The following is a 25,742-nucleotide window of genomic DNA, read 5'->3' as shown; positions in this document are numbered from 1 at the left end:
AAAAAGGATCGTGGTAATAAATAATTGGTTAAAGGCAAGGCGTCATCGCGCAAGGCTAATTTCGATAATATCACCTAACCAGCAATGATCAAGATTGGCTAAAGAGTAAATTATTTTGTCGGGCGTATTTGCTGCCTGAATGCTTTTATTTGATCGTATCCGGGTATGCCCTCTCGGCTTTAAAGCCATAACTATCAAATACCTGCCTGGCGCCTGTAGGTTCGATAGCAATGGCAACGTTCCGGCCAACATCGGTTAGCGGTATGGTAAAACTATAGCTGATAACAAAACCCAGCCGCGAGCGCGATAGTTGCACCTTATGGCTCATAAACAATAACGCGCCGTAGTTTTTCAGCGATTCATCGGCCAGGGGCAAAAAATCGTTACGCGAAATACGGCCCGCATAAACAGGTTTAAAGTTACGGCTCAGTAAAACATCGGTAACAAAATTATTTGCGGCAAAGCTTTTAAGGCCAAACATATTGGTGTACTTTTCGGGCAGGATGATACCGCTGTCGTAGGCGCAATAATGTTTGAGGCGGATGTGCAGGGCCCCGCTATCGGTTGCAAGTGTGGTATCAACAACGGTAACTGTTTTGTAATTAGCCAGGCACTCCTTCAATATTTCGGCCGGCGATGGGTCGGGTTCGGCAACGCTATCCTTATTATTGGTATCAAAGGTTTTATCGATACTATCGGTTATGCTTTTTGCAGGTTTGATCACCGGTCCGCGATCATTGCCTGCACATGCCGCCAGAAACACACAGAACAATATAACAGCTATGTTTTTCATCAGACCCTCAATATACAAACGTACTTTTAGTCGGCATCCACTTCTTCGCAACCCACCAATTGCCACACCGCTTTACCTTTAACCTGGGTTTTGTGATAATTTACCCGGTAGGTACTGCTTGGCGCAACAGTAAATTGGAAGGTTAGCGTTGTTTCGTTTTCGTTTTTGGGGATAAACTTTGGCAGCAGTTGCCCTGCAATCAACCCGATATGCGGCGGTATCGTGGCCATTGTTCAACTGTTTGATTTAAATATCATGGCTATTAAAATAACCAGTATAATGCTCACAACTATCACCACCCATTTAAGCACCTTGTTGATGCTTTTGTTTTTTTTGCTGTTGGTTGCTGATTTGCCCTGTAACGATATGCGCAGGCCCGGTTCATCGGTCGCTGTTGTTTCGATCTCGTCGTTTTCGTGGTTATCAAAGCTGTCATCAACAAAGGGGTTTACCACCGCGGGTACGTGTTTGGTTTGATACTGAGGCTCGTCGGATGGTTTTTGAAAGTCGAGATGGCTGTCTTTGGCGCCCATCTTCTTCATCTTGCGTTTCAGGCGTTGCTCGGTAACCTCTTTGGTGCCTCCGCCAAACCAACTGCTAATGGCCTTAACAGGCGGCGGTAAAGGCAGGTCGAGCGGTTCGTCGGGTTCGGCAACCTTATCGTTAACCTCGGCCGGGGCTTGGTAACTTAAGCCTTTGGCCGTAATTTTGGCTTCGATGATCTTATCATCTATCGGGTACAGGCCGTTTATCAGTTTCCAGTTCAAAAAATCGTACGATCCGCTCACCACAATCATCTTCTCGTTCGATAAGGTATCGAGCGCCTGTTTAAACGCCTTGCGCTTATCGATGGTGTTCAGCTCAGTTAAAAAGGGATTTTTAATATCGATAACAGCGGTAGTAGCATTATGCTCGCGCAAAAAATTCAAAATACCTACACGAAAAGCATGTACCATGTGATAGTTAACTATTGGGTTTTAAAAAGTACCAAATTACACAAATTTTAAATGCTGTAACTAATTTTAATTGGCCATTTATTTTCCCAAAAAAAGTTTTTAACTTGTATGCGGTATTTGTATGCCGGCCCTAATCGCCATACAAACCAAGGCACCGATTAAACTTAAACTAACCAGATTAAACAACGCAGTGGCAGCGCAATGCTGTAAACGGCACAAAACAAAAAAATGATTGGTAATAACCTTTCCTACTCGTTAAAGGTTTGCCTGACCAGCGCAGTACTATCGCCCGGCATCATTATTGTAATTGACACCCAATTGCTTAATGCACGCTACCGCGATGTATGGCAATCGTTACAAATGGACCTGCTCATCAGCCTGGCATTAACTATCCCTATCTGGCTGTGTTTTTATTTTATTACCAGGTATGTAAATGCCAGCCCCCAGTTTTTTGCCAGTAAAAAATTCATCCTTGGCGTAACAGGTACTTTCCTGGCGTTTTCGCCGGTTATCTTCTGGCTTTTTTATAATGTGAGCTATTTTTTGGGTTTTAACGTGATCGACCTGGTACAGCCGCTCACCCACGCGTTGTTCATCGTGATAGCCATCATCGCCTTTAAGCTTAAACCCAACCTTGAGAACGACAGGGTTTATGGTGATTATAATGCCGGGTGATAGTTGATGCAGATACCTGCCATTCAATGTACAGCTCATAATCTCCATATTCATCCCGACTATTTTTTTCCGGCCTCCATCGCCACGTTTACAATCAGTTAGCGGCAACACACAGCTGATAAGGGGCACTCCCCGGTTCATCAAAATAAACTTTACGGCATCGTAGCAGTCAATATAATAATTAAAACATAAAACATAATTTAGTGCTTTATGATATAAATATCTGGCTATGAAAACCCCAAAATACTTTTACTATATTTTATTAACCATTGGTTTATCAAACACCCTGATGGTTAATAATACCTCTGCTCAAAGCAAACCACACAAACTTAAACGGGTTACCGTTACCCATAAGGCCGGCACTTATAAAGATTCGATACAGCTTAACGCATCGGCCAACCTGGATAAAGAGATCATCGATTTTAAAGACAACAAAACCACCTATGCCGAAGTGGTAAAATTTACCCTTACCATAACCAACAACAGCAAAGTTTCGGTACCCGACCCTATCGCCTACAAAGGCTCAAAATTTGTTAAGCTGTATATTAACGGGCATTTAAATATGCCAAAAGCACTGTTCGACGAAAGTGAGGATGTTACCGATACCGACAAGGTGATAGAAACCGGGCAATCGCAAACGTTTTATTGCGACTGGCTTAAGTCAAACCGCACGCAGCTCATCCGCAAGTACGGTAAAAAATTCGCCATCCAGTTTACCTACCTTAACAAACGCTCGGCAAAAGTATGGGTTGATGTGAGCAAGCTAAAAGCCAAAAGTTAACCGGGCAGGCTACAGGGGCAGTTGCACGGTAAAGGTGGTTCCCTGGCCCACTATGCTGTCGACATGTATGGTACCGCCCATTTCTTCGACCTGGGTTTTTACCATAAACAAGCCAAGGCCGCGGCCTTCTACCTGGCTATCAAAACGATTGTACAGGCCAAACAGTTTATCGCCGTGCCTTTTCATATCAATACCCTTACCGTTATCGGTAAAAGTAAGTACTACTTGGCTTTCGATAGTACGGGCAGCGATGGTTATTTGCGGCGCTACGCCCGGCCTGCGGTATTTAATGCTGTTTAATATTAAATTGTAAAAAATACTGTGCATATAGGTGCGCGGGCCAAAAACATGGGTGGTTGCAAAGTAGTGTTTAATGGCTACGCGTTCGCGGGCAATATCGGTACTGATGATGCTTTTGATGTTGTTAAGCAGGTCCTTCAGCTCGATGTTCTCTTTCACTTCGCCCAAATGCTGCCTGATATGCAAAACCTGGTTAATATCTAAAATAACCTGCTGCAGGCTTTTTGCCGATGTTAAGATAAAGTCGATGTACAGGTCTTTTTCGGCCTGGTTATCCAGTTCGTTAAAAGTTTCGGCCAGGGTAATAATATTGGCCACCGGCGCATTAAGGTTGTGTGATGTGATATGCGTAAACTGCTCAAACACCTTATTATTTTTTGAGAGTTCGTTCAGCATTTTTTCGCGCTCAATGGCAAGTTGCTTCCGCTGGGTAATATCCTTACTGATGAGGATAAACCCACGGTTTTTGTTGCCTTCACCATTTTTTACGCCTGTCCATTTAACATCCATCCAGCGCTCGCCCCCCGGCAGGCCGTCAAAATGCATTTCGTATTGTATCTCTTCGCCGGCAAGCACACGGCGGGTAACATCCAGCAGGATGGGGTGCCGTTCGGGCGGAAAATAATCTAACAGGTAGTTACCTTTCTTCAGGTTTTTTGAATACAGCAGCTGCGAAAACTTTTGTGCCAGCGAGTTATACGATACTATCCTCAAATCAGCGTCGTACAGGGCGTAGCCCGAGTCGGCATTATCCAGAATAGCATGCATATTTGCCTCGGCCTTTTTAACGGCATCCTCGCCACTATCCAGCCATGCATTATCGCTGCCGTAATCAAAATTAAGGTAATTCAAAACAGTAATTCAGGTAATGTAAATTTTTATAATATTAATTGCGCCCAAGTTATCACAAATTGTGTATAATTTAATATTAAATAATAAATTACATTAATATATAAAACTGCCGCAGGCGTACTAAAATTAACAAAAGTTTTATTGCTTGTACGTTAATGCAAAACTTTTGTTGCTGCATGTTAAGTACATATAAAAACGGTGCCCTAACGCGGTCAGGCAAAAAACACTGGCTTGCCCGTTTTGTTTGATTATGAAGTTGAGTAATGATAAAGTATAGTAACACCTTTTTTTATCAAACACACAAACAACAATCTGCAGCGCCAATTTGCATTTGTATTTTTTTTGCCGTACCTTTACATTTGTAATAAATGTAATAAATATACAGGCTGCGTTATCTGCCAAAACAAGCCAGTTTTACCTGCCAGCCGTTGTTCTTTATTTTCAAATACAGGCGTTCTGCCTCAATGCCAACCACTCTGCACATACATTCTCATGTCAAAATCCCAAAACTCCGCATCTTTAAAAAAGAAGAAAACAACTACCGCCATTCAAAACCTGCCCGATGCCCCATTGATCGCTGACGCAATGACTATTGACGCCCCCGAAAAAAAACCAGACCATATAACCTTCAGGCAAACCAGCCGTCAAAACCAGGCACTGGCCATGTTCGGCCAACAGGCCTCCGAGTTTCTGCTCGTTGGCGGCAGCCGCTCGGGCAAATCGTTCATCATTGTATACCATCAGTTGGCGCTGGCGCTGCAACATCCCGGCTCGCGGCATCTGATAGCCCGTTTCCGCTTTAACCACGCTAAAAACTCCATCTGGCTGGATACCCTTAAAAAAGTACTTAAGCTGGCCTACCCCGATGTTAAGGTTAAATGGCGCAATACCGACTATTACCTCGAATTTGAAAACGGCTCACAGGTATGGCTCGCAGGCCTCGACGACAAGGATCGCACCGAGAAGATACTCGGCATGGAGTTCCTCACTGTTTTTTTAAACGAAGCCAGCCAGATATCCTACGAAGCTTATACCACCCTTAAAACGCGCCTGGCCCAAAAGGTTGACGATGCCCGGCCGCAGCTTTTTGTCGACGCCAACCCTCCCAGCAAAAAACACTGGATGTACCAGGTATTTTATAACAATACCGAACCCGAAACCAACACCAGCCTCGATAAGCCGCGCTACGGGCACCTGCTGATGAACCCTGCAGATAATAGCGATAACATCAACAAAGAATATATGGCCACGCTCAATTCGCTTCCGTTGCGCAAACGCAAACGTTTCCGCGACGGCGAGTTTGCCGACGACAGCGAATGCGCCCTCTGGACCGACGACCTCATCAACGCTACCCGCATGCGCCGCCTGGCCGATGGTACCCTGCCTGTTAGCTTAAAGCGCATTGTAGTGGCCATCGACCCTGCCGTGAGCAGCAAAGATACCAGCGATGAAACCGGCATCATTGTAGCCGGGCTGGGGCTTGATGATCATTTGTACGTTTTGGAAGATAAAACCGATCGGTACCCCGGCCCTACCGACTGGGCCCGCCGTGCCGTGGCCCTTTACCAGCACTACCGTGCCGATCGCATCATTGGTGAGGTAAACAACGGCGGCGATATGATCGAAACTGTGTTGCGGGGAGTTGATGCATCTATCAGTTACAAGCCTGTGCATGCCACCCGCGATAAACTGACCCGTGCCGAACCGGTAGCCGCCATTTACGAACAGGGCAAGGCACATCACATCGACCAATTACTTGAGCTTGAGCTGGAAATGACAAGCTGGGAGGCCAAAAAAGGCGAAAAATCACCCAACCGGATCGACGCACTGGTTTGGGCCGCTACCGAACTATGCCTGCTGCCAGGCCACATCACCGGCAGGGCCAGGTTCAACTTTCGCAAAAAAACAGAGATAAGGCTGTTAGGCACTAAAAAGGTGTTCGATATAAAAAACAGGTAACCTCCTGTAAGCACACGGACGATATTTATTAGTTTACCCCAAATTTATCAAGCAGTTCAATCATCCCTTGCGCAATCACCGCATAACCATCTATGGTCGGGTGTGTTGTATCATCGCTTACCAGTTTGGTGCCGCCGTGTTGCAGCATATATGCTTTGGCATCGTAAACTTTTTTAATGCCAAACTCCGTTGCAATATCATGCACCGCAGCAATATACATATCCTGCCGCGCGTTATATACCGGGTCCTTATTAGTTAAGTATGCCGAAACAAGTATGATATCATCAGCCTTCCATCCTTCGCTAAGCCTTGTATTCAAATACTTACGATATCCGGCTTTAAAAAAATCAATGCTGCTCTGATCTGTGTAATATGATACATCGTTGGTACTGAATGCGCAACTCAGGTAGGCAACTTTCGCAGGTTTGGCATTGATTTCGCCGATATCCATCGAATTGATCGTTGTGCCATTAACACCCAGATTTGTCAATAACCAGTGCCTGGTATCGCATACAATGTTTACCCATCTGTGGTCGCTGGCAATAGCTCCCCCGAGCGTAATCGAATCGCCCTCGGCAACAAAAACAGGGACATCGTCAATATTCAACGAGCTTTTGCAAGCCGCAATCATCAACAAAATAACAAAAACGCCGGGTATCCTCAATTTGCCCATTAACTAACGAAAAACGGTTTAAAGTGATATACGCACTAAATCTACATACTTAGTTACTTTAAAATAACTTTTCTGAAAATTAATCAAAAAATTTGGTGTCCTGAATTAATAATATTACCTTTGTAATTAATGTAATAAAAAATCAGGCTGTACTCATTACCTTGCTCAGATCAGCTAACCCGACTGCCAGCCAGTGTTTTGATATCTCATACTGCTATTTACTTGAAACTAAACGCATCATGCTTCCAATCAAACTAAACGGAAACCCTTACAACTTTCCAACCGAGGCGAACGAGATCAGCCTGGGCCAGTTTTTTGCCTTACGGCAGTCAAAAGGCATTCTCGACGAGATATGCGCCCTTACCGGGATGGACCGCCAGAGCGTACAAAACTTTAAAGGACGCGACGACCTCGACCTCTGCCGGCTTTTATTAAATACCCTCGGCGAGAAACTCTCTAAAGGCATCGAAGGTAAAAAACTGCCCAAACAGACCACCATTGCCGGCAAAAAAGTAACCGTACCCAAAAACCTCAAACTCGAGCCCGTGGGCGCCTTTATTGCAGTGCACAACCTCATCAGCGAAGAGCAGAAGCGCAGCGCCGAAACCGGTGCGGACTTTGATCCAACGGACATCATCCCCCAGGTTTTGGCACATTATTTCTGGCTGCCCTATATGGGCGATGGCGTGCTTTACAGCGACGAAAAGATTGATGATGAGGCTTACATGGAGCAAATTTTAACTATCCCTGTAACTGACGCGGTACCCATTGCCAATTTTTTTTTTCGGAAGTACCCAAACTTGTAGCCGACCAGGCAGCATTACTGCACCGCCCCCCTGCAACCGATGAGATCCGCGCCAACGCATCAAAACTAAACCAGTTTGGCTGGATGCTCAGTATCGATACCCTGGCCGGCTTTGATATCACCAAATGGAACGAAGTGCTCACGCAAAGCTACGATCGCGTACTCATCAAACTACTGATGAACCGCGAACGCATGGAATATCAAAAACGCTACGCCGAGGTGGTGAATACAAGGTAAAGTCGATAGTCAATGGTCGATGGTCCATAGCGATAGTCGATCAGCCTATTACCATTATAACTAACCATGGTCTATGGACTATCGGCCATGGACTAAAGCAAAATCAAATGATCAAACAGACCTTACAAACCATTGCTTCTCAGCAAGCCTCCGTGGCTTCCTTTTTTTACGGAACCGACTATGAGGCAAACCTTCAGGCCGACGATGCACAATTTCCGATGCTGCATGTACAAACTATCGTAAACTCGGGCGCCGAGCTATCTGCCACTACGGGCGCCGCACGCAAAACCTGGCCGCTGTTTTTGTTTTTTTGCCAGAAAGGCGATATCGACATGACTACCGGCCAGCGGGAAAGCATTACCGAACAAATGAAGGACCTGGCCATCGAGTACGTTGCCCGCATTAATCAAACCAAACAGTTCGATCATGTCGACAAGGTGCAGTTTAAGCACCTGTTCTATAAGTTCGACAGCGCCGTTTGCGGTGTATTAACCATGATCACCCTGCGCGATAAAAGCGGTTATGCAGTTTGTGTTTAGTATATAGCCGATGGCTGCCAGGCCATAGTAAAAAGACATCTTTACTACCCAAAAAGTATGGATTATCGACTACGGACTTTATAAGTCACCGTCCATCCCTGTACAGCCAGGGTATCGTTCTTTCCGAGATTTAAATCGGCGCTCAAATTAAACTCGTTATATACCGATCCGGCCAGCATCTGATATTTAGCCGGATAAGGGCCGCTGGTAAACTTATAGGCTAAAACCGAAAGGGTAATAGTATTATAGTCGCCATGCCCGGCATCAACCTCTTTGGCCAGGTAAGCCGTGCCATTATTGATGGGGAAAGAAATGTATTGGCCCGTATATTGCAAAAAGGTATACAGCACATCGCCGGGGCCGTTAATGTTAACCCGGTAATCGGGCGAGCTGAACAGGAACAGGCCCTCGTTATTATACACCTCGTACTTTGTTTTTGATGCATTGAACACCGCTGTATCCCGCTTTAAAAACGTAATAGAGCTGGTATCGCCCGGGGCAAGCGCAACATTAAAATAGTTTTGCTGAACGCCTAAAAATTTAGCTTTAAGTGCGGGGTCGGTGATGTCCCCGTTGGCGGTCATTATCCGCAATGTCCCCTTTGCGCCCATCCCGCTGATATAAAGCTTCCTCGGGAAAGTAACGGTTTCGCTATCGCCGGGCGTCTTTTTACAGGCAGCCATATAAAGCATTAAAACTAAAGGCAGCAGCAAAAGCCTGGGTTTCATATTGCAGGTAATTGGTTGCCTAAAATTACACAATAAATGTATCCCCGACAATAAATCACATCCATGACGACCGAATTATTAAACTATTTCAACGCAGTCAAACAGCAGATCATTGATGCAGCTACGCAGCGGGGTATGTCGGCAAGTGGCAAAACCCTCGGCTCGCTCCAGGTTATCGAAACCCCTAATGGGTACGAACTGGAAGCCAACAGCAGTATTTATTTTTTGGAGCATGGCCGCGGGCCTACAACCGTGCCCAAAGGCGATCATGGCAACCCCGACCTGGTCGGGATCATCCGCGATTGGATCAGCGCAAAGGGTCTCGATCTTAATCCCTACGCTGTAGCCAATACCATCCACAAAAGCGGCACGCGGCTGTACCGCGCAGGCGGCAACTCGGGCGTATTGAGCGTACCCTTAAACCTCGATACGCTCGATCAGGTTTTTGATCAGATAGCCGGCCAATACCTGCAAAAAACTGCCGATGAAATATTTAAAACACTGGCTCCATCATAAGAGCAACTTACATTTCCACGAACTATCAACCATGATTCATGAACTAAACATATCAATATGCCAGCACCTATTGTAATAGATTCTTTTACCGTAACCGACAGTTTCGGCGATACCCTTATCGAAGTATCATATAACCCATCTGCTACCATACCTACGCTCGCCATAACAGCAAGCTGGGATAATTCGGTAATTACCGATTACACCGGCCTGACCAACAACAGGACGTTCCACCCAGGCGATCTGATCAGCAGTATCCCAAAAGGTTCAGACACCTGGAACATCGTAGCTACAATAACAAACCCATTCGCCGTTATTAACGTTGATACGGGCACCGGCGGCGGCACCGGTGGCGGAGGTGGAACGCCACCAGACGATCTGGCCGTCAGCTCCGTCAGCCTTGACCAGCAGGAAAGCGCTCCCGGCGCCGCCGACGGGCAGGTCACTATACATGCCATAGGCAGCAATACGCCATTGCAATACAGTATTGGCGGCACAACCTACCAAAGCAGCCCTGTATTTACAGGTTTAAGTGCTGCAAGTTATGTTGCTTACGTGCAAGATACCCTGGGCACCATCGTTTCGCAAAGTTTTACGGTAACTGCCATTATTCCCGTCCTGATCAGCACACCCGCAAGCGGCGGCTCGCGCTGGTCGGCCCTGTTTAACCCTATCGTTTTTGGCTACCAAAGCCTTACCCACGCCCCCGGCCGCAAGTTTGTTACCGAAGTTACCAGCGGGTACGATGGCGCAAGCAATGTCATCACGGCTATCCATGCCGCCAACCTTACGGGATATTGCCGTGCCGATATCAGCAAATATCTGCGTACGCTGCTGCAACCTGCCGATGGCCTTGATTATACCGCCATCAACTACCGCGATGCCAACATCAGCGCTTCGTACACTGTTCGGTACAAAGAGGTAGCTGATGGCTTTGATAGTGGTTGGAGCAGCGCCGGCGACCCGTTTTACGTAACATACTCGGCCATGCAGATCGGTAACAAAACCGGCGGTAATATGCAGCCCTATGTTACCCTACCCGATGCCGTTCAACCCCACCCGGCTAAGTTTTTAAACGATTTTGCGATACCGCATTTTTACACCGATATGCCTTTCGACCTGTCGTTCATCTACTCCGAAAAAATAGCCGGCCATCAGATAAAACTGGGCGGCAATGGCATCGATATCAATGGCAACATTACCGGCGCCCTGGGCGAGGCCATGCTGCTTAACGAAAATGGCTCGGTACTGTTAAACGATGATGGCTCAAAACTGCTTATCGAAAAACAGGCGCCCGGGGTACTTTACAGTAAATTAGGCGTTAACCGCCTGCGCATCACTCAAAATATACCCGCCGGCAGCATATATCTCGATGTGTTTTTGTTTTACACCGATACATCGGGCCAAAACATCCAGGTAACCGAAAGTAAACGCTTACTGCTCGATAGCTCACCCTGCAATGGCCTGCCTTACGAGTATTTAAAATGGATGGCGCCATCAGGCGGATGGCTGTATTATATGTTCATCAAAAACCAGTTCCACGAGCTCAACACCAGCAACCCGGTAATCACCGAACGCTTTATCAGCGATTATGCTACCGCCGACAGCACCCAACAACTCATCAGTATCGACGCGCAAAAAAAGATCACCGCCGGCAAAAACGATGTACCCGCCGCCGAAGCCGAAGTGCTGGCAACCTTGCTGTACTCGCCCAAGGTTTACCGCCTGGTTGATGCCGCCACCAATACCTGGCAAGGGGTTATCATCGATACCAAATCGCTCAAAATGTACCAAACCTATGAGGGCCGCGGCGATTTCGAGATCGCCTTCCTGTTGCCCGAGGTGAATACGCAACGCGCGTAGCGCTTCAGTATCAAGTAGCGAGTATCAAGTAGCAAGACAAAAAACTACCTGATGCCAACTACTTGATAATCCTACAGCAATACCCGGTACTTGATACTTGATACTAATTACTTGATACTCTAAAAAATGCAACACGCCGAACTATACGTCAACGATATCCTACTCGATCTGCCCAATGATAGTCTCATCGCGCTATCGTACGCGGTAAATACCCTTACCGACCTCAAATCCGTACAGGGCAATATCTCCAACTCCATCAGCCTGCCCGATACCGCCAACAACCGCCGGGCCCTGGGCTACCCCGAAGATTTAAACTTTAACGGGGCATCGGTCATCCGCAAAAAGCAGCCCTGCCGCTACGTGCAAAACGGCGTGGATGTTATCCCGCAAGGTAACCTGCGCATTGTTGGCGCCAGCAAAGGCTCGTTAAAAATTGTGATCAGCAGCGGCAACACCGATTTCTTCGATCTGCTCACCGGCAAACTGCGCGATCTCGACTTATCAGCTTACGATCATGTCTGGAACTTTAACAACGTGATAGATTCGCGTACCCATACCGATGGCTATATCTACCCCATCATCAACTACGGCAACCTGAGCAATAACACCGGCGAAGTGCACGGCCAGGCCATTTACCCCGGCGAAATGCGCCCCGCCGTATTCGTAAAAACCGTTGTCGACGAGATCATTAAACAAGCCGGCACGCTCAACAGCTCGGGCGTCAGCATCCCGGCAGGGTACACACTCAACAACCAGATTCTGGCCGACCCGGTTACCGCGCCAATTTATAACAACCTCATCCTGCCCTTCAGCAGCGATAAGTTTATTCATTCCAAGCGCTATTCCGATCTGTACAGCGCGCAAAACCTCAAAGCCCAGCAAACCAATACACTTACCTATGCGGGTTTGGATAACGGCAACGTGGTTAGCATACCTTTCAATGTAAGCATTAGCGATACCGGCCACCTGTTCGATACCGTTTATTGGACGGCCCCGCAGATCATGACGGTGGATATCGATGTGCTCTTTCCGCATATTTACATACACCGCAACGGCTCTGTCAGCGATAACATCAAGGGTATTTACATGAAGATCTACAAAATACCCCCCGGCGGCTCCACCGATCTGTCATCACACCCCGAGTATAAAATTTTCGAACCGCAAAACCTGGGCTTCGACGAAAATGACAAAGACTTTTTCAACTTCAGGATGCAGCTGCCGGGCGTAAACGTAGTCCCCGGCGACCGCCTCGTTATCGCTATGGAAACCGCCGGCCACAGCGGCAGTACCACAGCCATATTTTACCCCAATATCGAGCTTAACATCACCCTCAACAGCGATAATGTGCTATATGGCGAGCAGGTGCAAATCGAGTCGGTTTTGCCGGATATGACCACGTCCGACTTTCTCAAATTCATCCAGTTCTTCTTTTGCGCCGTTATTCAAACCGATAACATCAACAAAACGGTAAACATTGTGCCTTTCGGCCACATCATTCAAAACCTGCCCTTGGCTTTGGATTGGAGCGATAAGATCACCAACGACGGCGAAGACTTCGACGTGCAGATAGGCGACTACTCCCAGCAAAACGAAGCCCGGTGGAAACACGACGATACCGTTAGCCCCGATACTTACGGCAACGGCAGCTTTTACCTGCCCGACGAAAACCTCGATCTGTACCAGGACATTTACGATCTGCCCTTCGCCGCCAGCTTTGAACAATTGGTACTGGGCGGCTTTAACACCACCTTTATCAATAAGATCCCCGACCTGAACGCGTTGGATTACAACGGCCTCGTCTTCAGCACCCAAACCGAAGACCGCATTTTGCTGCTCAACAAGGTTGATACCACCATCAGCTACCGCGATCCATCGACGCCTACACCCATTAACGGCAATATCCCGTTCACCTATTTTACCTCAACCTCGGGCGGTGCCGATCTTACCCTCAAAAGCATCTTCGCCAACCATTATCAGGATCTGGTAAATGTACTAAGCGATCAGCGCAAGCTCACCTGTTATTTAAAACTTAACGAGATGGATATCCAAACGCTCGATTTTTTTAAACCCGTGTACATCGGCAAATACCAAAGCTACTTTTACATCTCCAAAATAACCGATTTCACCGGCATCAAACCCGTAAAGGTAGAACTGATACGCTTATAGTTCATCGGTTCATTAGTTCAATAGTTTATTGGTCTGTTATAGCGCAAATAAATTATCGAACTCTTAACCTTTTCTGAACTGTGCACCAATAAACCAATGACTAATGAACTAATGAACAACTAAAATGGACGATACCAAAAAAGCCCTCCTTAGTATTGATATCGATACTACCGCGCTCACCCAAAACGTAAACAATGCCAAAGCCGCCGTTGCCGATCTTAAATCGCAGCTCGATAACCTCAAAGCAGCTGGTAAAGATAGCGGCGATGCCTTCGATAAGCTGAGCGAGCAACTCAAAAAAGCAGGCGAAGACGCTAAAAAAAGTAACGATGCTTTAAAAGAGCATACCAAAGGTTTAAGCGATAGCACTGCTGCGGCCAATAATCTCAAAGGCGGCCTCATCGATCTGTCAAAGCAACACAATAGCCTGCAGGGCGATACCGCCAAATCAACCAAATCGGTAAGCGATTATACCAATAGTTTTTTAAAAGCGGTTGAAAGCGTAACCCCATTTGGCAAATCCATAGCCGAAACTGCCGAAAAGTTTAAAACCTTGCAGGAAGGTGCAGGCAAAGTAGGCTCGGCCCTGGGCCTGCTAAAAAAAGATGGCGATGATGCCGCTACCAACGCCCAAACCTTAAGTACCAATGCAGGCAAGGCAACCAAAGGCTTTGAGGCCCTAACCACCGGCACCGAGGCGGCCAGCGGCGGTGTAAGCACTTTTACCAAAGCGCTTGCCGGTACAGGTATAGGTTTAATTATTATTGCGGTAGCCGCGCTGATCGACTATTTAAAACAGGTTACCCCGGTAGTTGATGCCGTTGAGCGTGTTACCGCAGGCCTAACCGGTGGCTTTAATGCACTGGGGCGTATTGTGATGGATCTGCTATCGCCGCTCAAAAAACTATTCACCGATCCTAAACAGGCCATGAAGGACCTGGTTGATTTTTTAGAGCAGAACGTGATAAACCGTTTTAAGGCCTTCGGCGTTATTGTCGACGGGCTTGTTCACGGCAACTTAAAACAGTTTGCCGATGGTGTTATACAACTGGGCACCGGCGTAACCAATGCTACCGATAAAATAGTTACCGCCACTACCAAAATTGGCGAATACAGCAAAGCCATCTGGGATGCCGGCAAAGCCACTGCAAACCTAAAAGGCGAGCAGCAAGAACTTGCCCGCAGCGTAGAAGGCGAAGCTTTAAAAGCCAAACAAACAGCGGCCGAGATTGCCGAACAGCAGGTTAAAGCCCAAACAGGCACCGTTGCCCAGCGCAAAGCCGCCCTTGCCGAAATTGCCCGGCTCGAAGCCGCACAGGCTAAGCTGCATAAAGATAATATTGACAAAGGGGTCGATCTGGCCGTACAGGATGTAGGTATAAAACGTGGCCTTACCCAGCAGGAAATTAACCTGTTAAAAACCCGTGGTGCTGCCGAACTGGAAGACCTTGAAAAAAAGGGCCGTATTTATGCCGACGATGTTAAAGCTTTGAGCGATGCCCTGGGCAAAAAACTGGAGTTGCGCAAAGCCGATGCCGAAAAACGTAAACAATTGCGCAGCGCTACAGCGGCCTATAAAAAGAAACCGGCAGCCCCGCCACCGCCCAAAGCCGAAGATGACACCCTTAAAAACCAGGAGCTACGCGACCAGAAAGAACTGTTTGATTTGAAGCAGGAAGCGGCGATAAAAGCAGTGGAAAAGGATCACGATGCAATCTTCATGCTAAGGCAGCAGCAAATTGAAAAAGACAGGCAATTTGAATTGCAGCAAACAAAATTAACCCAAACTCAAATTGATATAATTAATGAAAGATATGATCAGCAACAAAATCAGGTAGCAAAAACCCATGCCGAGGCACAGCGGCAACAAGAAAAAGACGATCAGAATAAACGTTTCGATGCGCAACTAAAGCAAGACCAGCTTGATATTGCAAAAACCAATAATAATTACAAATTAAAACTACAGGCCCAGGCTAAATATTTAGACGACAAGCACAAGGCCGATCTTTTTAATGCTCAGGGCGATGCCAAAGAAATTGCTAAAATTGATGCGCAGTATTTAAAGGACAAACAACAACTTGCCAGCGAAGAACAAAAATTACTGCTCCGAAAAGCACAAAATTATGCCGGCTATTTCTCCACACTTACTGGCCTCTTTGGCAAAAATACCCAAGCCAGTAAAGCCGCCTTTGCCGCACAGAAAGCCATAGCTGCCGCAGAGATCGCCATCAACACCGAAAAACAGGTGTCATCAATCTTTACAGCCACGCGGTCGCAAGTAGCGGGTGATATCGCCAACTTCGGGCCGATAGTCGGGCCGGTAAAAGCGGCTATTGATATTGCTATTGGGGCTGCCGAAATTGTTGGTACAATAGCCAACGGTATAAAACAGGCAACAACCATAAACAGCACAAATCCCAAAGGTTTCGCTCGTGGTGGCGTATACATATCTGACGGCTATGGGGCCTACTTAATGGGGCCGGGAACTGGCACCAGCGATAGCATAAACGCCCGCCTAAGCCATGGTGAATCAGTTATTAACGCACGGTCGACCGAAATGTTCGCGCCAATTTTATCTGCTATTAACATAGCCGGAGGTGGCCGGTCCTTCAATTCGTCTGCAAATGGTCATGCCTATGCTTTGGGCGGCCTGTTTAATGGCAGCAATACCTTAAACGATGGTTCGAACGATCTCGCAACCACTCGCGCAACTAACGATATGGTACGTACTATTGCCGCGAACATGCCGAGACAGATTTTGGTAGTAGAGGACGTGCAAGCCTCACTAAACAACAAAGTAATGCTGCAAAATATGAGTAATTTTTAAAGCTAATTATTTTAGTATTTCACATTGCTTTTATCAGAATGTTTTTTATTTTTATCAAAAAATCACTTCTATGAAAAAAATATTAATTATAACATCCTTAATACTTGGCTCTTTAGGTTTCGCTAAAGCACAAACAGATTATTGTAAAGACATAACCAAAACAGTTGATTCAGCCTTAAATAAAATACAATATTCCAGTCCGTATAGCTATTTCTATATAAACCGAAGTGTACGAACATTTGGCTTTTTTACAAATTTTATTTTTCAAGCAAGAAATCATACCGCTAATTATAACGCAGTGGGTATAATAGTTCAGTTTACAGATGGCACCTATTGGAAAGATTTAGGCGTGAAAGTAGACTGTTCATACGAAAACTCCGATGTAGGATATACCTTCATGGCAATTGAAAGCTTTTTTACCCCAGATATTCCAGAAAAGTTCATAGATTTTAAACTGAAGAAAATAAAAAAAATCACACTGGGCAATATTGATATAGATGTAAGCGATGCAGATGCTACAAAATTTATGGCTTATGTAAATTGTATTGTGGCTATAAAAAAATAACACCAGCTATAGCATTAACGCCAAACTAAGCAACGGCGAACTTATCATCAATGCAGTTCTACCGCCATGTTCGCGCCCATTTTATCGGCTATCAATATGGCGGGCGACGGTAGGGCATTCAATTCTACAGCAAATGGCAATGGTTATGCCTTAGGCGGATTATTTAACGGCAGCAATGTAATAAACGATGGCTCTAACGATGTCTTTTTGGCTAAAACATATTTTTTAATATCTTTAAGTCCAATTAATTTGATTGCTGATCGATGAAAAAGAGCTTTTTGCTTATAGCGGTATTCCTGTGCCTGGCAACCTTAACCAGGGCCCAAACAGCTGATGAACCGGCTGTCGATTACTGTAAACAAATAAGCCGCGATACCGATGCCGCAGCAGGTAAACATACTTACGAGAGCCCTTTCGATAAAATGATCATCAAAAGCGTTGTTACATCTGCCGGGCAAACCATTACCATCAATTTCAATACCCATCAAATGGAACTATCCGAAGAAGCCGGCCTTTACATCAAATTTACCGATGGCAAGGCATTGCGGTTTTTCGGACAAAAAATCGATCATAAGTACGAAAACTCAGTAACCGGTTATAACTACGAAACCACGCTCATCGTATCGCCCGAAAAGCTCGAATATTTTAAAACTAAAAAAGTAGCCATCTTTCAGATAGCCAATATCGATGTCGAAGTTAACGACGATACCGCCACCCAGTTCCAGGCCTACGCCAATTGTATTGCTAACTTAAAATAGAAGCAAGATTCAAGACACAAGAACCAAGACTGTTTCCCAAACTGATCTTGATACTTGATACTTGATACTAATTACTTGATACTTTTTCTCAAAAATCCCTTGCATACATTATTACATTTTATTACATTTGTGATATAAGTAATAAATGATCATTTTCCTCCTGAAATTTCTTCAGGATGCTTCAGAGACGGTTAAATACAAGCTGTCCCAAACAAACGAAACTGCCATCCGGCAGAACTTAGAGGTCGAAAGCCAATTATTAAATCAGCAACAAACAAAGTATCTCTCAATCGCTATGTTCGATCTGCTCATCCAGCTCAAAAACAACGGCACGCTCAATCATATGGTGCGTAACGGCCTCATGTCGCCCAAGGTTTTTATGTACCTCGAAATTTATATGTATATAGATGCACGCGTAAAGGCAGGCGGCAAAAGTGTAAACAGCGTCGTTTTAGATGCCGAAATAGCGTTTGAGGTATCCAGGGCCACGGTTTGGCGTTCCATCAAGATCATTAAAGGTATTAAAGGCGAAAAGCAGTAAAATCAGGTTGTCTTAAAACTGTGAGACAACTAACACCCAAATACTGCTTACATTTGTATCACAATAGCAATAGAAGTAATAAAAACAAACACAAGAGCAAGTAGCTAAACAACACTCCATCTGTACATACACATTATCAGCAGCTTGCTTTTTTTGAATTTTAACTTTTGACTTTAAACTTAATAACCATGCCCAACACCTGTCATCTATACATCTACGGCGATATTGTCAGTCAGCAGGCCCCCAGCCTTGGCCAGTCAGGCGCTGTGTCCTTAACCTCAGTAAAGGATGCGTACACCTCTAACAGCTCCTGCGACGACATCGTGGTACACATCCACTCCAACGGTGGTTCCGTTTTCGAAGGCTTCGCCATCCACGACTTTTTAGTCGCCACCCGGAAACCCATAACCACCGTTGTTGAGGGGTTGTGCTGCTCTATCGCCACTGTAATTTTTATGGCCGGCACCGAGCGCAAACTCACCGAAAACAGCCGTTTCCTTATCCACAACCCCTGGGGAGCCGCCGAGGGCGATGCCGCTTACTTTTTACAATACGCCAACGAACTGCAGGACGAGCAGGCCCGCCTGCTCAACTTTTACAAACAGCGTACCGGCGCCAGCACACAATTGCTCCAAAGCTACATGAACGCCGAAAAAATGATGAGCCCTCAGCTCGCCGTCGACCTCAAATTCGCAACCGGCATTATCGATACCGCCAGGGCTATGGCCATTTACCGCAACCACCTGCATAACCCATACCAAGTAACCCAACAAAACAATAAACATATGGACAAAACCAAAAAAACACGCTTTAATCAGCTCATTTCGGGTCTTAAAAACCTGGTTAAAGATTTTACCAGCGATGGTTCCGAACTCCACGCAGCCAATAAAACCCTTGCCGGTAACGCAGGCGACCTGTATTTTGAAGGCGGACTGGCCGAAGGTACCCCGGTTTTCAGCGACGAAGCCATGACCATACCTGCGCCAGATGGCGATTACGAATTTGAGGACGGCACCGTTATTACCGTAGCCAACGGCCAGGCCACCGATATCACCCAGCCAAGCGATACCACAACCACCAATGACGATCCATCGGGCAAAGCTGTGCTAGCATCGTTACGCAAAAAGCTGGCCTCATTACAAGCCGAAAAACTGGAACTCGAAAATGCCCTGGCCGAAAGCGAAACCGTAATGAACAGCGCTTCAAAAGCATTGCAGTTAGCCAAATCGAGCTACAGGCCCGATAAGCGCGAAAACAAATTCAACCGTGCATCGGGCGGCAACCGAACCTCTGCACCCGATCTGGCCGACAAAATGGAAGCCCGCCGCACCGAGCTGAAAGCTAAGAAAGTCGGAAAGTCCACATAAGTCGGAAAGACCGGAAGTCAAATCAATTGCACAAAATCTTTCTTCCGGACTTTCCGTCTTTCGGACTTCCGGACTAACAACCCAATAACTTAATAACACATTAACCACAACCACATGCCATCAAACATCAATTTATCAACCGTTAGCTTCGACGGTAAAGAAGTAATGAGCTTGCGCGAGGCGTTCTACCAGGCAGTTTTTCAAAACCCGACTATCGACCAGTTTCACACCGTTGTAAACGGCATCAAGGCTAAACAACAAATGATATACTTAGGTCAGTTCGGGTTAACCGGTAAAGCGCAAACCAGCTGCGATATTACAGCCACCACAGCAACGGTGCCTGCCGTCGAAAAATTCTGGGACCCCAAATACATTGGCGACCGCATCGAAGAATGTTTTACCGATCTGTTACAAACCTTTTTTGTATGGGGGTTGAAAAACGGCGTCCAAAAACCCGACCTTACCAATACCGATTTTGCCCTGTTCCTCGAAGAGCGCTTCTCATTAGCCGCCTACGAAACCGCCCTGCGTTTTGCCTGGTTAGGCGATACCGCTGCAGACATTGCAACCAACGGTGGTTACCTTTCAAACAGTGTCGATCCGGCATACTTCAATGTGTTCAACGGCTTTTGGGCACAGGCAAAAGGTATAGTTGCTAACGATGCTACCAAAAAAGTAGCTATACCCAACAACGCAGGCACAAGCTTTGCGGCCCAGGCCTTTACCTCAACCGATACATCAAACAACCTGGTTACCAACATCTTTCAAAACATGATATACGGCGCCGACCTGCGTTTACGCGGCGCTAAAGATAAGGTGATCATTGCCACCCAGTCGGTAGTTGATCAATACGCCCGCGAGCGCAAAGCAGTAAACAACATCGAGCTGGCTTACGAGCGCACCGAAAGCGGTATCGATACCTTTAAGGTTGATGGTATCGATGTAATACCGTTCCAGTTCTTGGATCGCCACATCAAAGCTTACGAAAGCAACGGCACCAAATGGAACCAGCCGCACCGTATCCTGTTCACTACAAAAGGCAATCTGCAAATCGGTACCGAAGAAACCAGCAATCTGAGCGAGCTCGAACCGTTCTACGATAAAAAGTCAAAAAAATACTGTGTCGATTACGGCTTTAACCTCGATGCGAAAATTGCCGAAGACTACCTTACTATGGTAGCTTATTAAAGTCGGCAAGTCCGAAAGACGAAAAGTCAGCAGACACGCTCCTTCGGACTACAATTAACATAACAATCTCAATTAAAAATCACTTCCGGTCTTGCCGACTTTCGGTCTTCCGGACTAAAAAAACAAAAAACAATTATGGCCATCTGCGGAAAAATAGCCCAAAACATGCTTTATGATTGCAGCAACCCCGTTATAGGCGGCGTTGAAGCAGTAGTATACCTCTTTAACCGTAGCGATATTACCGCTTACGTAAGGGATACCACCAACCCACAAATTATTACCGATATCACGCTGGCAACCGGAGCCAAAGGCTTCCGTTACGAAGGGTACAATACCTCGGTTAAACCCAAAGCTACCTTTGTTAAAAAGGATTACAGTGCACGTTTCGATCACGCTGTCGATTTTGTCATCTTCGCCAAAGGCTCGGCTGTGAAAGCCGAGATCGAAAAATTAGGTACCAACCGTGTGGTTGCCGTTATCGAAAACATTCACAAATCAGGCGATTCGGCCTTTGAAATCTTCGGTACCGACCTGGGCCTCGAGTTAACAACCTTAACTGCCGATCCTAACGATGCCAACTCCGAAGGCGCATATGTAGTTAACCTTACATCGCCGGCCAACTTTAAGGAACCACACATGCCGGCTACCTTGTTCGATACTGACTATCCTACAACCAAAGCAGCTTTGCTTGCGCTGATAACAGCATAATAGCCACCCTTGCGATAACTAACTACTACGCCGCCAAGGTTTCCCCTCCTGCTTTTGAGGAGCAGGGCGTATTCCCATAAAAATCATATCGCATCCCATCAGGACGGGGACCACCGGCGGCAAACAACCACATCAAAATGAGCACATATACTCCCTCTGTAAATAATGAACCAATTTCCACTTCCAGAGTGGATTTAAAAGGAGTTAATCTGTTACTTTCCCTTTCGGCGCAGATAGCTCAAAAACAACCTGCTGCTATTGTGTTGCTAAACCAGGTTTATATGGATCTGTTTAATGAGACTATTCAAAAAGGATGTGGCAATTGTTATCAAAAGGCCTTTTTCAGGATACAAAAATACCTGTACCTGCAACAGCAAAATAATCCATCAAACAACCCAGACATCATGACGATAACCAACCGCAAATACCTGCTAAAACCCGACCGCGTACTACAAACCGCTTTTGGCGGCGATGCGTTAACCAACGATAACCTTACCGACGAAGCGGCGGAAAAATTGCTTGATGCACACCCAGCTCTGATCAAACATTTCGACAGGTATCCCGACAAAGACGAAAAGCCAAAAGTAAAAAGCCGGAATGCAATACTCGATGCCATGCCCCCGGCTGAAGAAGACGCTAAAACCACAGCCGACACTCAGTAATATTTAACAAACACAATCCGGTTCGACGCACTTTGCCGCCTTCCGGACTAAACCTAATAACAAATGCGTTTATTAACCAGCAACCGGCGCGATACTACACAACGGATAACCCAGCGCGAAAACCGCACCTATGGCATTGTCAGTTTCGACGAGGATAATGCTTACCCACAACGGATTTACTCGTTAACCAACTCTGCACCAACGGCCCGTACCTGTGTTGATACCTACAGCCGCTTTATCGGTGGTTCGGGCTTTGCCGATGTTGATTTTTACCAGGCTATTGCCAACAGCGAAAACCAAACTATGGATAAGGTGCTGGCATTGGTAAAAAAGGATTTGGCACGCTTTCGCGGATTTGCGCTCCATATAAACGTTAACGCGGCGGCCAAAATAACCGAAGTTTTTCACGTACCGTTTGAGCATGTGCGCATGGCATCCGAAAACCGCAAAAACGAGTCGGGTTTCGATTTTGCTACCTATGCCGATTGGAGCCGCGAAAAACGTAACAACATCCGCACCGATCTCATCACCTGGTTTCATGCCTTTAACCTTTCGGTTGATGCCATAGCCCAGCAGGTTGAAAGCGTAGGCGGCTGGGGCCAGTACAAAGGGCAGCTATTATATGTAAGTTTAGATGAGCATAGTTATCCGCTGGCATCCTGCGATGCGGTTTTGGAGAGCCTATACTCCGAAATACAATCCGATATCCGCACCACCGCAAACCTGCAAAACAACTTCAGCGCCAAAACGATGATGGTGCATAAAGGCAAATTTGCCGATGATGAGGATCGCGATGATTTTGAACAAGGCCTGCAGGAGTTTATTGGTCCTGAAGGTGCGGATATTATTGTGGTTGATGTGGAGAAGGACGAAGAAGTACCCGAACTGATTGCCATTAACAACAACGCCAACGATGCCGTTTTTGAGTATACCGATACCAAGATCACTAACAAGATCATCCGTAACTGGCTCATACCAAAAGTATTGTTATCGGTAACCGATGGTTCGGCAGGTTTTTTTAACCAGGAGCAAATCCGTGATGCCACGATGTATTACAACATGGTAACCATCGAAGAGCGCATTTTACTCGAAAGCGTATTTAGACAGATCGGACAAGGTTTCTACCAAAGCATAAACCCGAGCGATAACTACGCTATTACACCTATCGAGTTTAAACTCAGCAAAGCCGACCCGCCGCAAAGCCTGGTACAACTGCTCAATAACCAGTATATCACCAACGACAGTAAGCGCAATATCCTCACCATTTTATACGGAGTTGATGCAGAAGACGCGCTTAAAATATTTCCACAATAGTTGTCAGTTATCTGTTGCGGGTTGTCGGTTGTTTCTCAGGTATTGTGTTTTCTGATGCTAATAGCTAACGGGACACCTCGATAAAGACTAAAAACCTATAACTCACAACTGACAACTCGCAACTCACAACTAAACAAAAAATGGAACCACTACTCATCACAAAATCCGATTTTATTCCTTATCGCAACCTGACGGTAAATATGGACGATAGTAAACGCCTCGAACCCTTTATACTCGAGGCCCAGCGTATCGACCTGAGCAACCTGCTTGGCAAGCGTCTGTATTTTGATATGATGGCCAATATTGCGAGCTACAATGCGGGGGTGGCTGCTGCCGATGCTGCTTCGACAACTTATACACCAACTACCGACGAGCAGTGGTTTCAGAAACTGCTCACCGGCTGCGGTTACACTTACACCTGGCCCGACAGATCGACCACAACTAAAATATATGCCGGCTTAAAGCCCGTTTTGGTTTACCTGAGCTACGCCCGTTTTGTGCGCAGCGATAATGTGCGCTCAACTCAATCGGGTTTTGTAAAAAAGACCGTCGATTTTGCAACCCAGGTTTCCGACAAGGAGATACAAGCCGTAGCCAGCCGCGCCGAAGCTGATGCCAACGCCTTTTTTACAGGTACCGAAGATTTCATGGCCGATAACGCCGGGTACTTTGGCAAATACATAACAGGCGAATACCAGGGCCGGCCGGGAGATGCCTTTAAACGCGATGGCAAACGTACCGGTACGCGCCTGTCTGCCATTAAAGGCAATACCTATCTGCACGATCAGAAAAAATATCTTATCAGATAATAATCATACCTCACCATATGCCGCAAAACTCAACCATATCCAACCTGCCCGAAGATATCGGCGTTACCATTGCCGATTATGTTGCCATTGTTACGCCTGGCTCGGCACAAACAAAAAAGGCCAAACTGGCTAATATATTAGCCCTGGCAACAGGCGCAGGCGCACCAAACTTCATTGGTAAATTCGCATCATTAGTTGCATTACAATCGTATTTACCAGCTGGTGCCGATGGCAACTACGCTGTTGTAACCGCCTCGCCAAACGATGAAGAATACATTTGGGATAGCGACCACAATGCCTGGGTTAAAACCGAAAACGTACCGGCCAGCACCTTCGCACTGTTAGGCGGTAACGCTGCAGATAATGCATCCCTGGCTGCCGAGCTATCAGCACGCGATACGGCTATAAGCACCGAATCTGTCATACGCACCAACGCCGATGCCAATTTGCAAAGCCAGGTAAGTGCATTAAGCGCGGCTCTTATACCGCATCCAACCTATGTAAACCCAACGGCGGGCATCAGCTCATCGCAAAGTACCGGCGGTTTAGAGGTCGGGCAAACCATTAACATCCCGTTAACGGCAACTTACAACCAGAATGACGGTGGATCGCAAACCGGATTAAGCATTAAAAAGAACGGAACGCAGATAGCCACCACATCTCCGTATACCGACTCTGGCGTTGTGGTATCGGCAACTCCTGTTACTTATCAAAGCTCGGTCACATTTGGGCAGGGAGCAGTAAAAAACAACATTTTAGGCATAGCTGATGCAACAGGCCGCATAGCTGCAGGTAGCGTAAACAGCAGTAACCTAAGCTATCAGGGATTTTACAAAGTGTTTTATGATGCGGTGAGCAGCTTCCCCACCAATAGCGCCAGCGCCAGGGCTTTGGGTAATACCCGCTTCAGTAATTCGGGCAACACTTTTACCTTAAATACCGGCAGTACATTTACCAAATTTTGTGTGGTACTCCCTCCGGGCAAAACATTGGTAAGCGTCATCGATCAGGATGCATTAAACCTCGATATCACATCTCAATACACTTCGGCCTCCATTTCGGTAAACGATGCCGCAGGCACAGCTGTAGCTTATACTATCTGGAGCATGAGCCAGAGTGTACCCTACTCATCAAATCACAGACATAATATAACCATAGCATAA

Annotated in this window: 26 protein-coding genes; 20 read left to right on the top strand and 6 right to left on the bottom strand. The window is 46.3% G+C overall.

Annotated features, from left to right (window positions below; translation table 11 throughout):
* Positions 1-145: 145 nt before the first annotated feature.
* From BEL04_RS14660 to BEL04_RS14650, 3 genes are read right to left on the bottom strand one after another with little or no spacing between them, the layout of a single operon-like run.
* Positions 146-793, bottom strand: a complete 648-nt coding sequence (locus BEL04_RS14660; RefSeq protein WP_066005168.1) for a hypothetical protein — start codon at positions 791-793, stop codon at positions 146-148.
* 26 nt (positions 794-819) lie between these two features.
* Positions 820-1,023: a hypothetical protein gene (locus tag BEL04_RS14655; protein WP_066005167.1), complete on the bottom strand. Its 204-nt coding sequence runs from the start codon at positions 1,021-1,023 to the stop codon at positions 820-822.
* A gap of 3 nt (positions 1,024-1,026) precedes the next feature.
* The gene (locus BEL04_RS14650) at positions 1,027-1,749 is read right to left on the bottom strand and encodes a hypothetical protein (RefSeq protein WP_066005165.1); all 723 of its coding nucleotides are present in this window, start codon (positions 1,747-1,749) and stop codon (positions 1,027-1,029) included.
* A gap of 228 nt (positions 1,750-1,977) precedes the next feature.
* On the opposite strand from BEL04_RS14650, the gene BEL04_RS14645 reads away from it, so the two are divergent.
* Positions 1,978-2,424, top strand: a complete 447-nt coding sequence (locus tag BEL04_RS14645; RefSeq protein ID WP_066005163.1) for a hypothetical protein — start codon at positions 1,978-1,980, stop codon at positions 2,422-2,424.
* A gap of 229 nt (positions 2,425-2,653) precedes the next feature.
* Entirely contained in the window at positions 2,654-3,205 is a 552-nt protein-coding gene (locus BEL04_RS14640; RefSeq protein WP_066005161.1) for a hypothetical protein, read from the top strand.
* A 9-nt stretch (positions 3,206-3,214) separates the two neighbouring features.
* Here the strand turns inward: BEL04_RS14640 and BEL04_RS14635 are convergent, their stop codons facing one another.
* Positions 3,215-4,357 carry a PAS domain-containing sensor histidine kinase gene (locus tag BEL04_RS14635; protein ID WP_066005158.1) on the bottom strand — a complete coding sequence of 381 codons (1,143 nt, stop codon included), beginning with the start codon at positions 4,355-4,357 and terminating at the stop codon, positions 3,215-3,217.
* Between the two features lie 492 nt (positions 4,358-4,849).
* Here BEL04_RS14635 and BEL04_RS14625 point away from each other — a divergent pair, with 492 nt between their 5' ends.
* Positions 4,850-6,316 (top strand): phage terminase large subunit, encoded by a 1,467-nt coding sequence (locus BEL04_RS14625; RefSeq protein WP_066005154.1) that lies wholly within the window; start codon positions 4,850-4,852, stop codon positions 6,314-6,316.
* Between the two features lie 28 nt (positions 6,317-6,344).
* Here the strand turns inward: BEL04_RS14625 and BEL04_RS14620 are convergent, their stop codons facing one another.
* Positions 6,345-6,989 carry a GDSL-type esterase/lipase family protein gene (locus BEL04_RS14620; RefSeq protein ID WP_066005152.1) on the bottom strand — a complete coding sequence of 215 codons (645 nt, stop codon included), beginning with the start codon at positions 6,987-6,989 and terminating at the stop codon, positions 6,345-6,347.
* A gap of 239 nt (positions 6,990-7,228) precedes the next feature.
* Here BEL04_RS14620 and BEL04_RS14615 point away from each other — a divergent pair, with 239 nt between their 5' ends.
* From BEL04_RS14615 to BEL04_RS14610, 3 genes are all read left to right on the top strand, one after another.
* Positions 7,229-7,795, top strand: a complete 567-nt coding sequence (locus BEL04_RS14615; RefSeq protein WP_066005151.1) for a hypothetical protein — start codon at positions 7,229-7,231, stop codon at positions 7,793-7,795.
* Positions 7,796-7,878: 83 nt separating this feature from the next.
* Positions 7,879-8,031, top strand: a complete 153-nt coding sequence (locus tag BEL04_RS24380) for a hypothetical protein (protein ID WP_175404086.1) — start codon at positions 7,879-7,881, stop codon at positions 8,029-8,031.
* 107 nt (positions 8,032-8,138) lie between these two features.
* Complete coding sequence (locus BEL04_RS14610; protein WP_066005146.1) at positions 8,139-8,570, top strand: hypothetical protein; 432 nt, start codon at positions 8,139-8,141, stop codon at positions 8,568-8,570.
* A gap of 62 nt (positions 8,571-8,632) precedes the next feature.
* Here BEL04_RS14610 and BEL04_RS14605 read toward each other — a convergent pair whose 3' ends face one another.
* Positions 8,633-9,298 (bottom strand): hypothetical protein, encoded by a 666-nt coding sequence (locus BEL04_RS14605; RefSeq protein ID WP_066005144.1) that lies wholly within the window; start codon positions 9,296-9,298, stop codon positions 8,633-8,635.
* Positions 9,299-9,361: 63 nt separating this feature from the next.
* On the opposite strand from BEL04_RS14605, the gene BEL04_RS14600 reads away from it, so the two are divergent.
* The 14 genes from BEL04_RS14600 to BEL04_RS14530 all read left to right on the top strand — a co-directional run bounded on the left by BEL04_RS14600 (position 9,362) and on the right by BEL04_RS14530 (position 25,742).
* On the top strand, positions 9,362-9,814 hold the full coding sequence (locus BEL04_RS14600; protein WP_066005141.1) for a hypothetical protein: 453 nt from the start codon (positions 9,362-9,364) through the stop codon (positions 9,812-9,814).
* Positions 9,815-9,871: 57 nt separating this feature from the next.
* The gene (locus BEL04_RS14595) at positions 9,872-11,674 is read left to right on the top strand and encodes a hypothetical protein (RefSeq protein ID WP_066005138.1); all 1,803 of its coding nucleotides are present in this window, start codon (positions 9,872-9,874) and stop codon (positions 11,672-11,674) included.
* 126 nt (positions 11,675-11,800) lie between these two features.
* A complete protein-coding gene (locus tag BEL04_RS14590) occupies positions 11,801-13,840 on the top strand; it encodes a hypothetical protein (protein ID WP_066005137.1) in 2,040 nt (679 codons plus the stop codon).
* A gap of 124 nt (positions 13,841-13,964) precedes the next feature.
* Positions 13,965-16,667 (top strand): hypothetical protein, encoded by a 2,703-nt coding sequence (locus BEL04_RS14585; RefSeq protein WP_066005135.1) that lies wholly within the window; start codon positions 13,965-13,967, stop codon positions 16,665-16,667.
* 70 nt (positions 16,668-16,737) lie between these two features.
* Positions 16,738-17,232, top strand: a complete 495-nt coding sequence (locus BEL04_RS14580) for a hypothetical protein (RefSeq protein ID WP_066005133.1) — start codon at positions 16,738-16,740, stop codon at positions 17,230-17,232.
* 263 nt (positions 17,233-17,495) lie between these two features.
* Positions 17,496-17,990, top strand: a complete 495-nt coding sequence (locus tag BEL04_RS14570) for a hypothetical protein (RefSeq protein ID WP_066005128.1) — start codon at positions 17,496-17,498, stop codon at positions 17,988-17,990.
* A 145-nt stretch (positions 17,991-18,135) separates the two neighbouring features.
* Positions 18,136-18,531 (top strand): hypothetical protein, encoded by a 396-nt coding sequence (locus tag BEL04_RS14565; RefSeq protein ID WP_066005125.1) that lies wholly within the window; start codon positions 18,136-18,138, stop codon positions 18,529-18,531.
* 188 nt (positions 18,532-18,719) lie between these two features.
* A complete protein-coding gene (locus BEL04_RS14560; RefSeq protein WP_066005123.1) occupies positions 18,720-19,898 on the top strand; it encodes a head maturation protease, ClpP-related in 1,179 nt (392 codons plus the stop codon).
* Positions 19,899-20,012: 114 nt separating this feature from the next.
* Positions 20,013-21,086, top strand: a complete 1,074-nt coding sequence (locus BEL04_RS14555; protein WP_066005122.1) for a hypothetical protein — start codon at positions 20,013-20,015, stop codon at positions 21,084-21,086.
* A 135-nt stretch (positions 21,087-21,221) separates the two neighbouring features.
* A complete protein-coding gene (locus BEL04_RS14550) occupies positions 21,222-21,794 on the top strand; it encodes a hypothetical protein (protein ID WP_066005121.1) in 573 nt (190 codons plus the stop codon).
* A 137-nt stretch (positions 21,795-21,931) separates the two neighbouring features.
* The gene (locus BEL04_RS14545) at positions 21,932-22,456 is read left to right on the top strand and encodes a hypothetical protein (protein ID WP_175404085.1); all 525 of its coding nucleotides are present in this window, start codon (positions 21,932-21,934) and stop codon (positions 22,454-22,456) included.
* Between the two features lie 63 nt (positions 22,457-22,519).
* On the top strand, positions 22,520-23,770 hold the full coding sequence (locus BEL04_RS14540; RefSeq protein ID WP_066005116.1) for a hypothetical protein: 1,251 nt from the start codon (positions 22,520-22,522) through the stop codon (positions 23,768-23,770).
* Positions 23,771-23,910: 140 nt separating this feature from the next.
* Complete coding sequence (locus BEL04_RS14535; protein ID WP_139113050.1) at positions 23,911-24,579, top strand: hypothetical protein; 669 nt, start codon at positions 23,911-23,913, stop codon at positions 24,577-24,579.
* A gap of 17 nt (positions 24,580-24,596) precedes the next feature.
* A complete protein-coding gene (locus BEL04_RS14530) occupies positions 24,597-25,742 on the top strand; it encodes a hypothetical protein (protein WP_066005112.1) in 1,146 nt (381 codons plus the stop codon).

Source organism: Mucilaginibacter sp. PPCGB 2223 (assembly GCF_001705515.1).
In the GTDB taxonomy this organism is placed as follows: domain Bacteria; phylum Bacteroidota; class Bacteroidia; order Sphingobacteriales; family Sphingobacteriaceae; genus Mucilaginibacter.
This window is presented reverse-complemented; position numbering and strand designations above follow the sequence as displayed.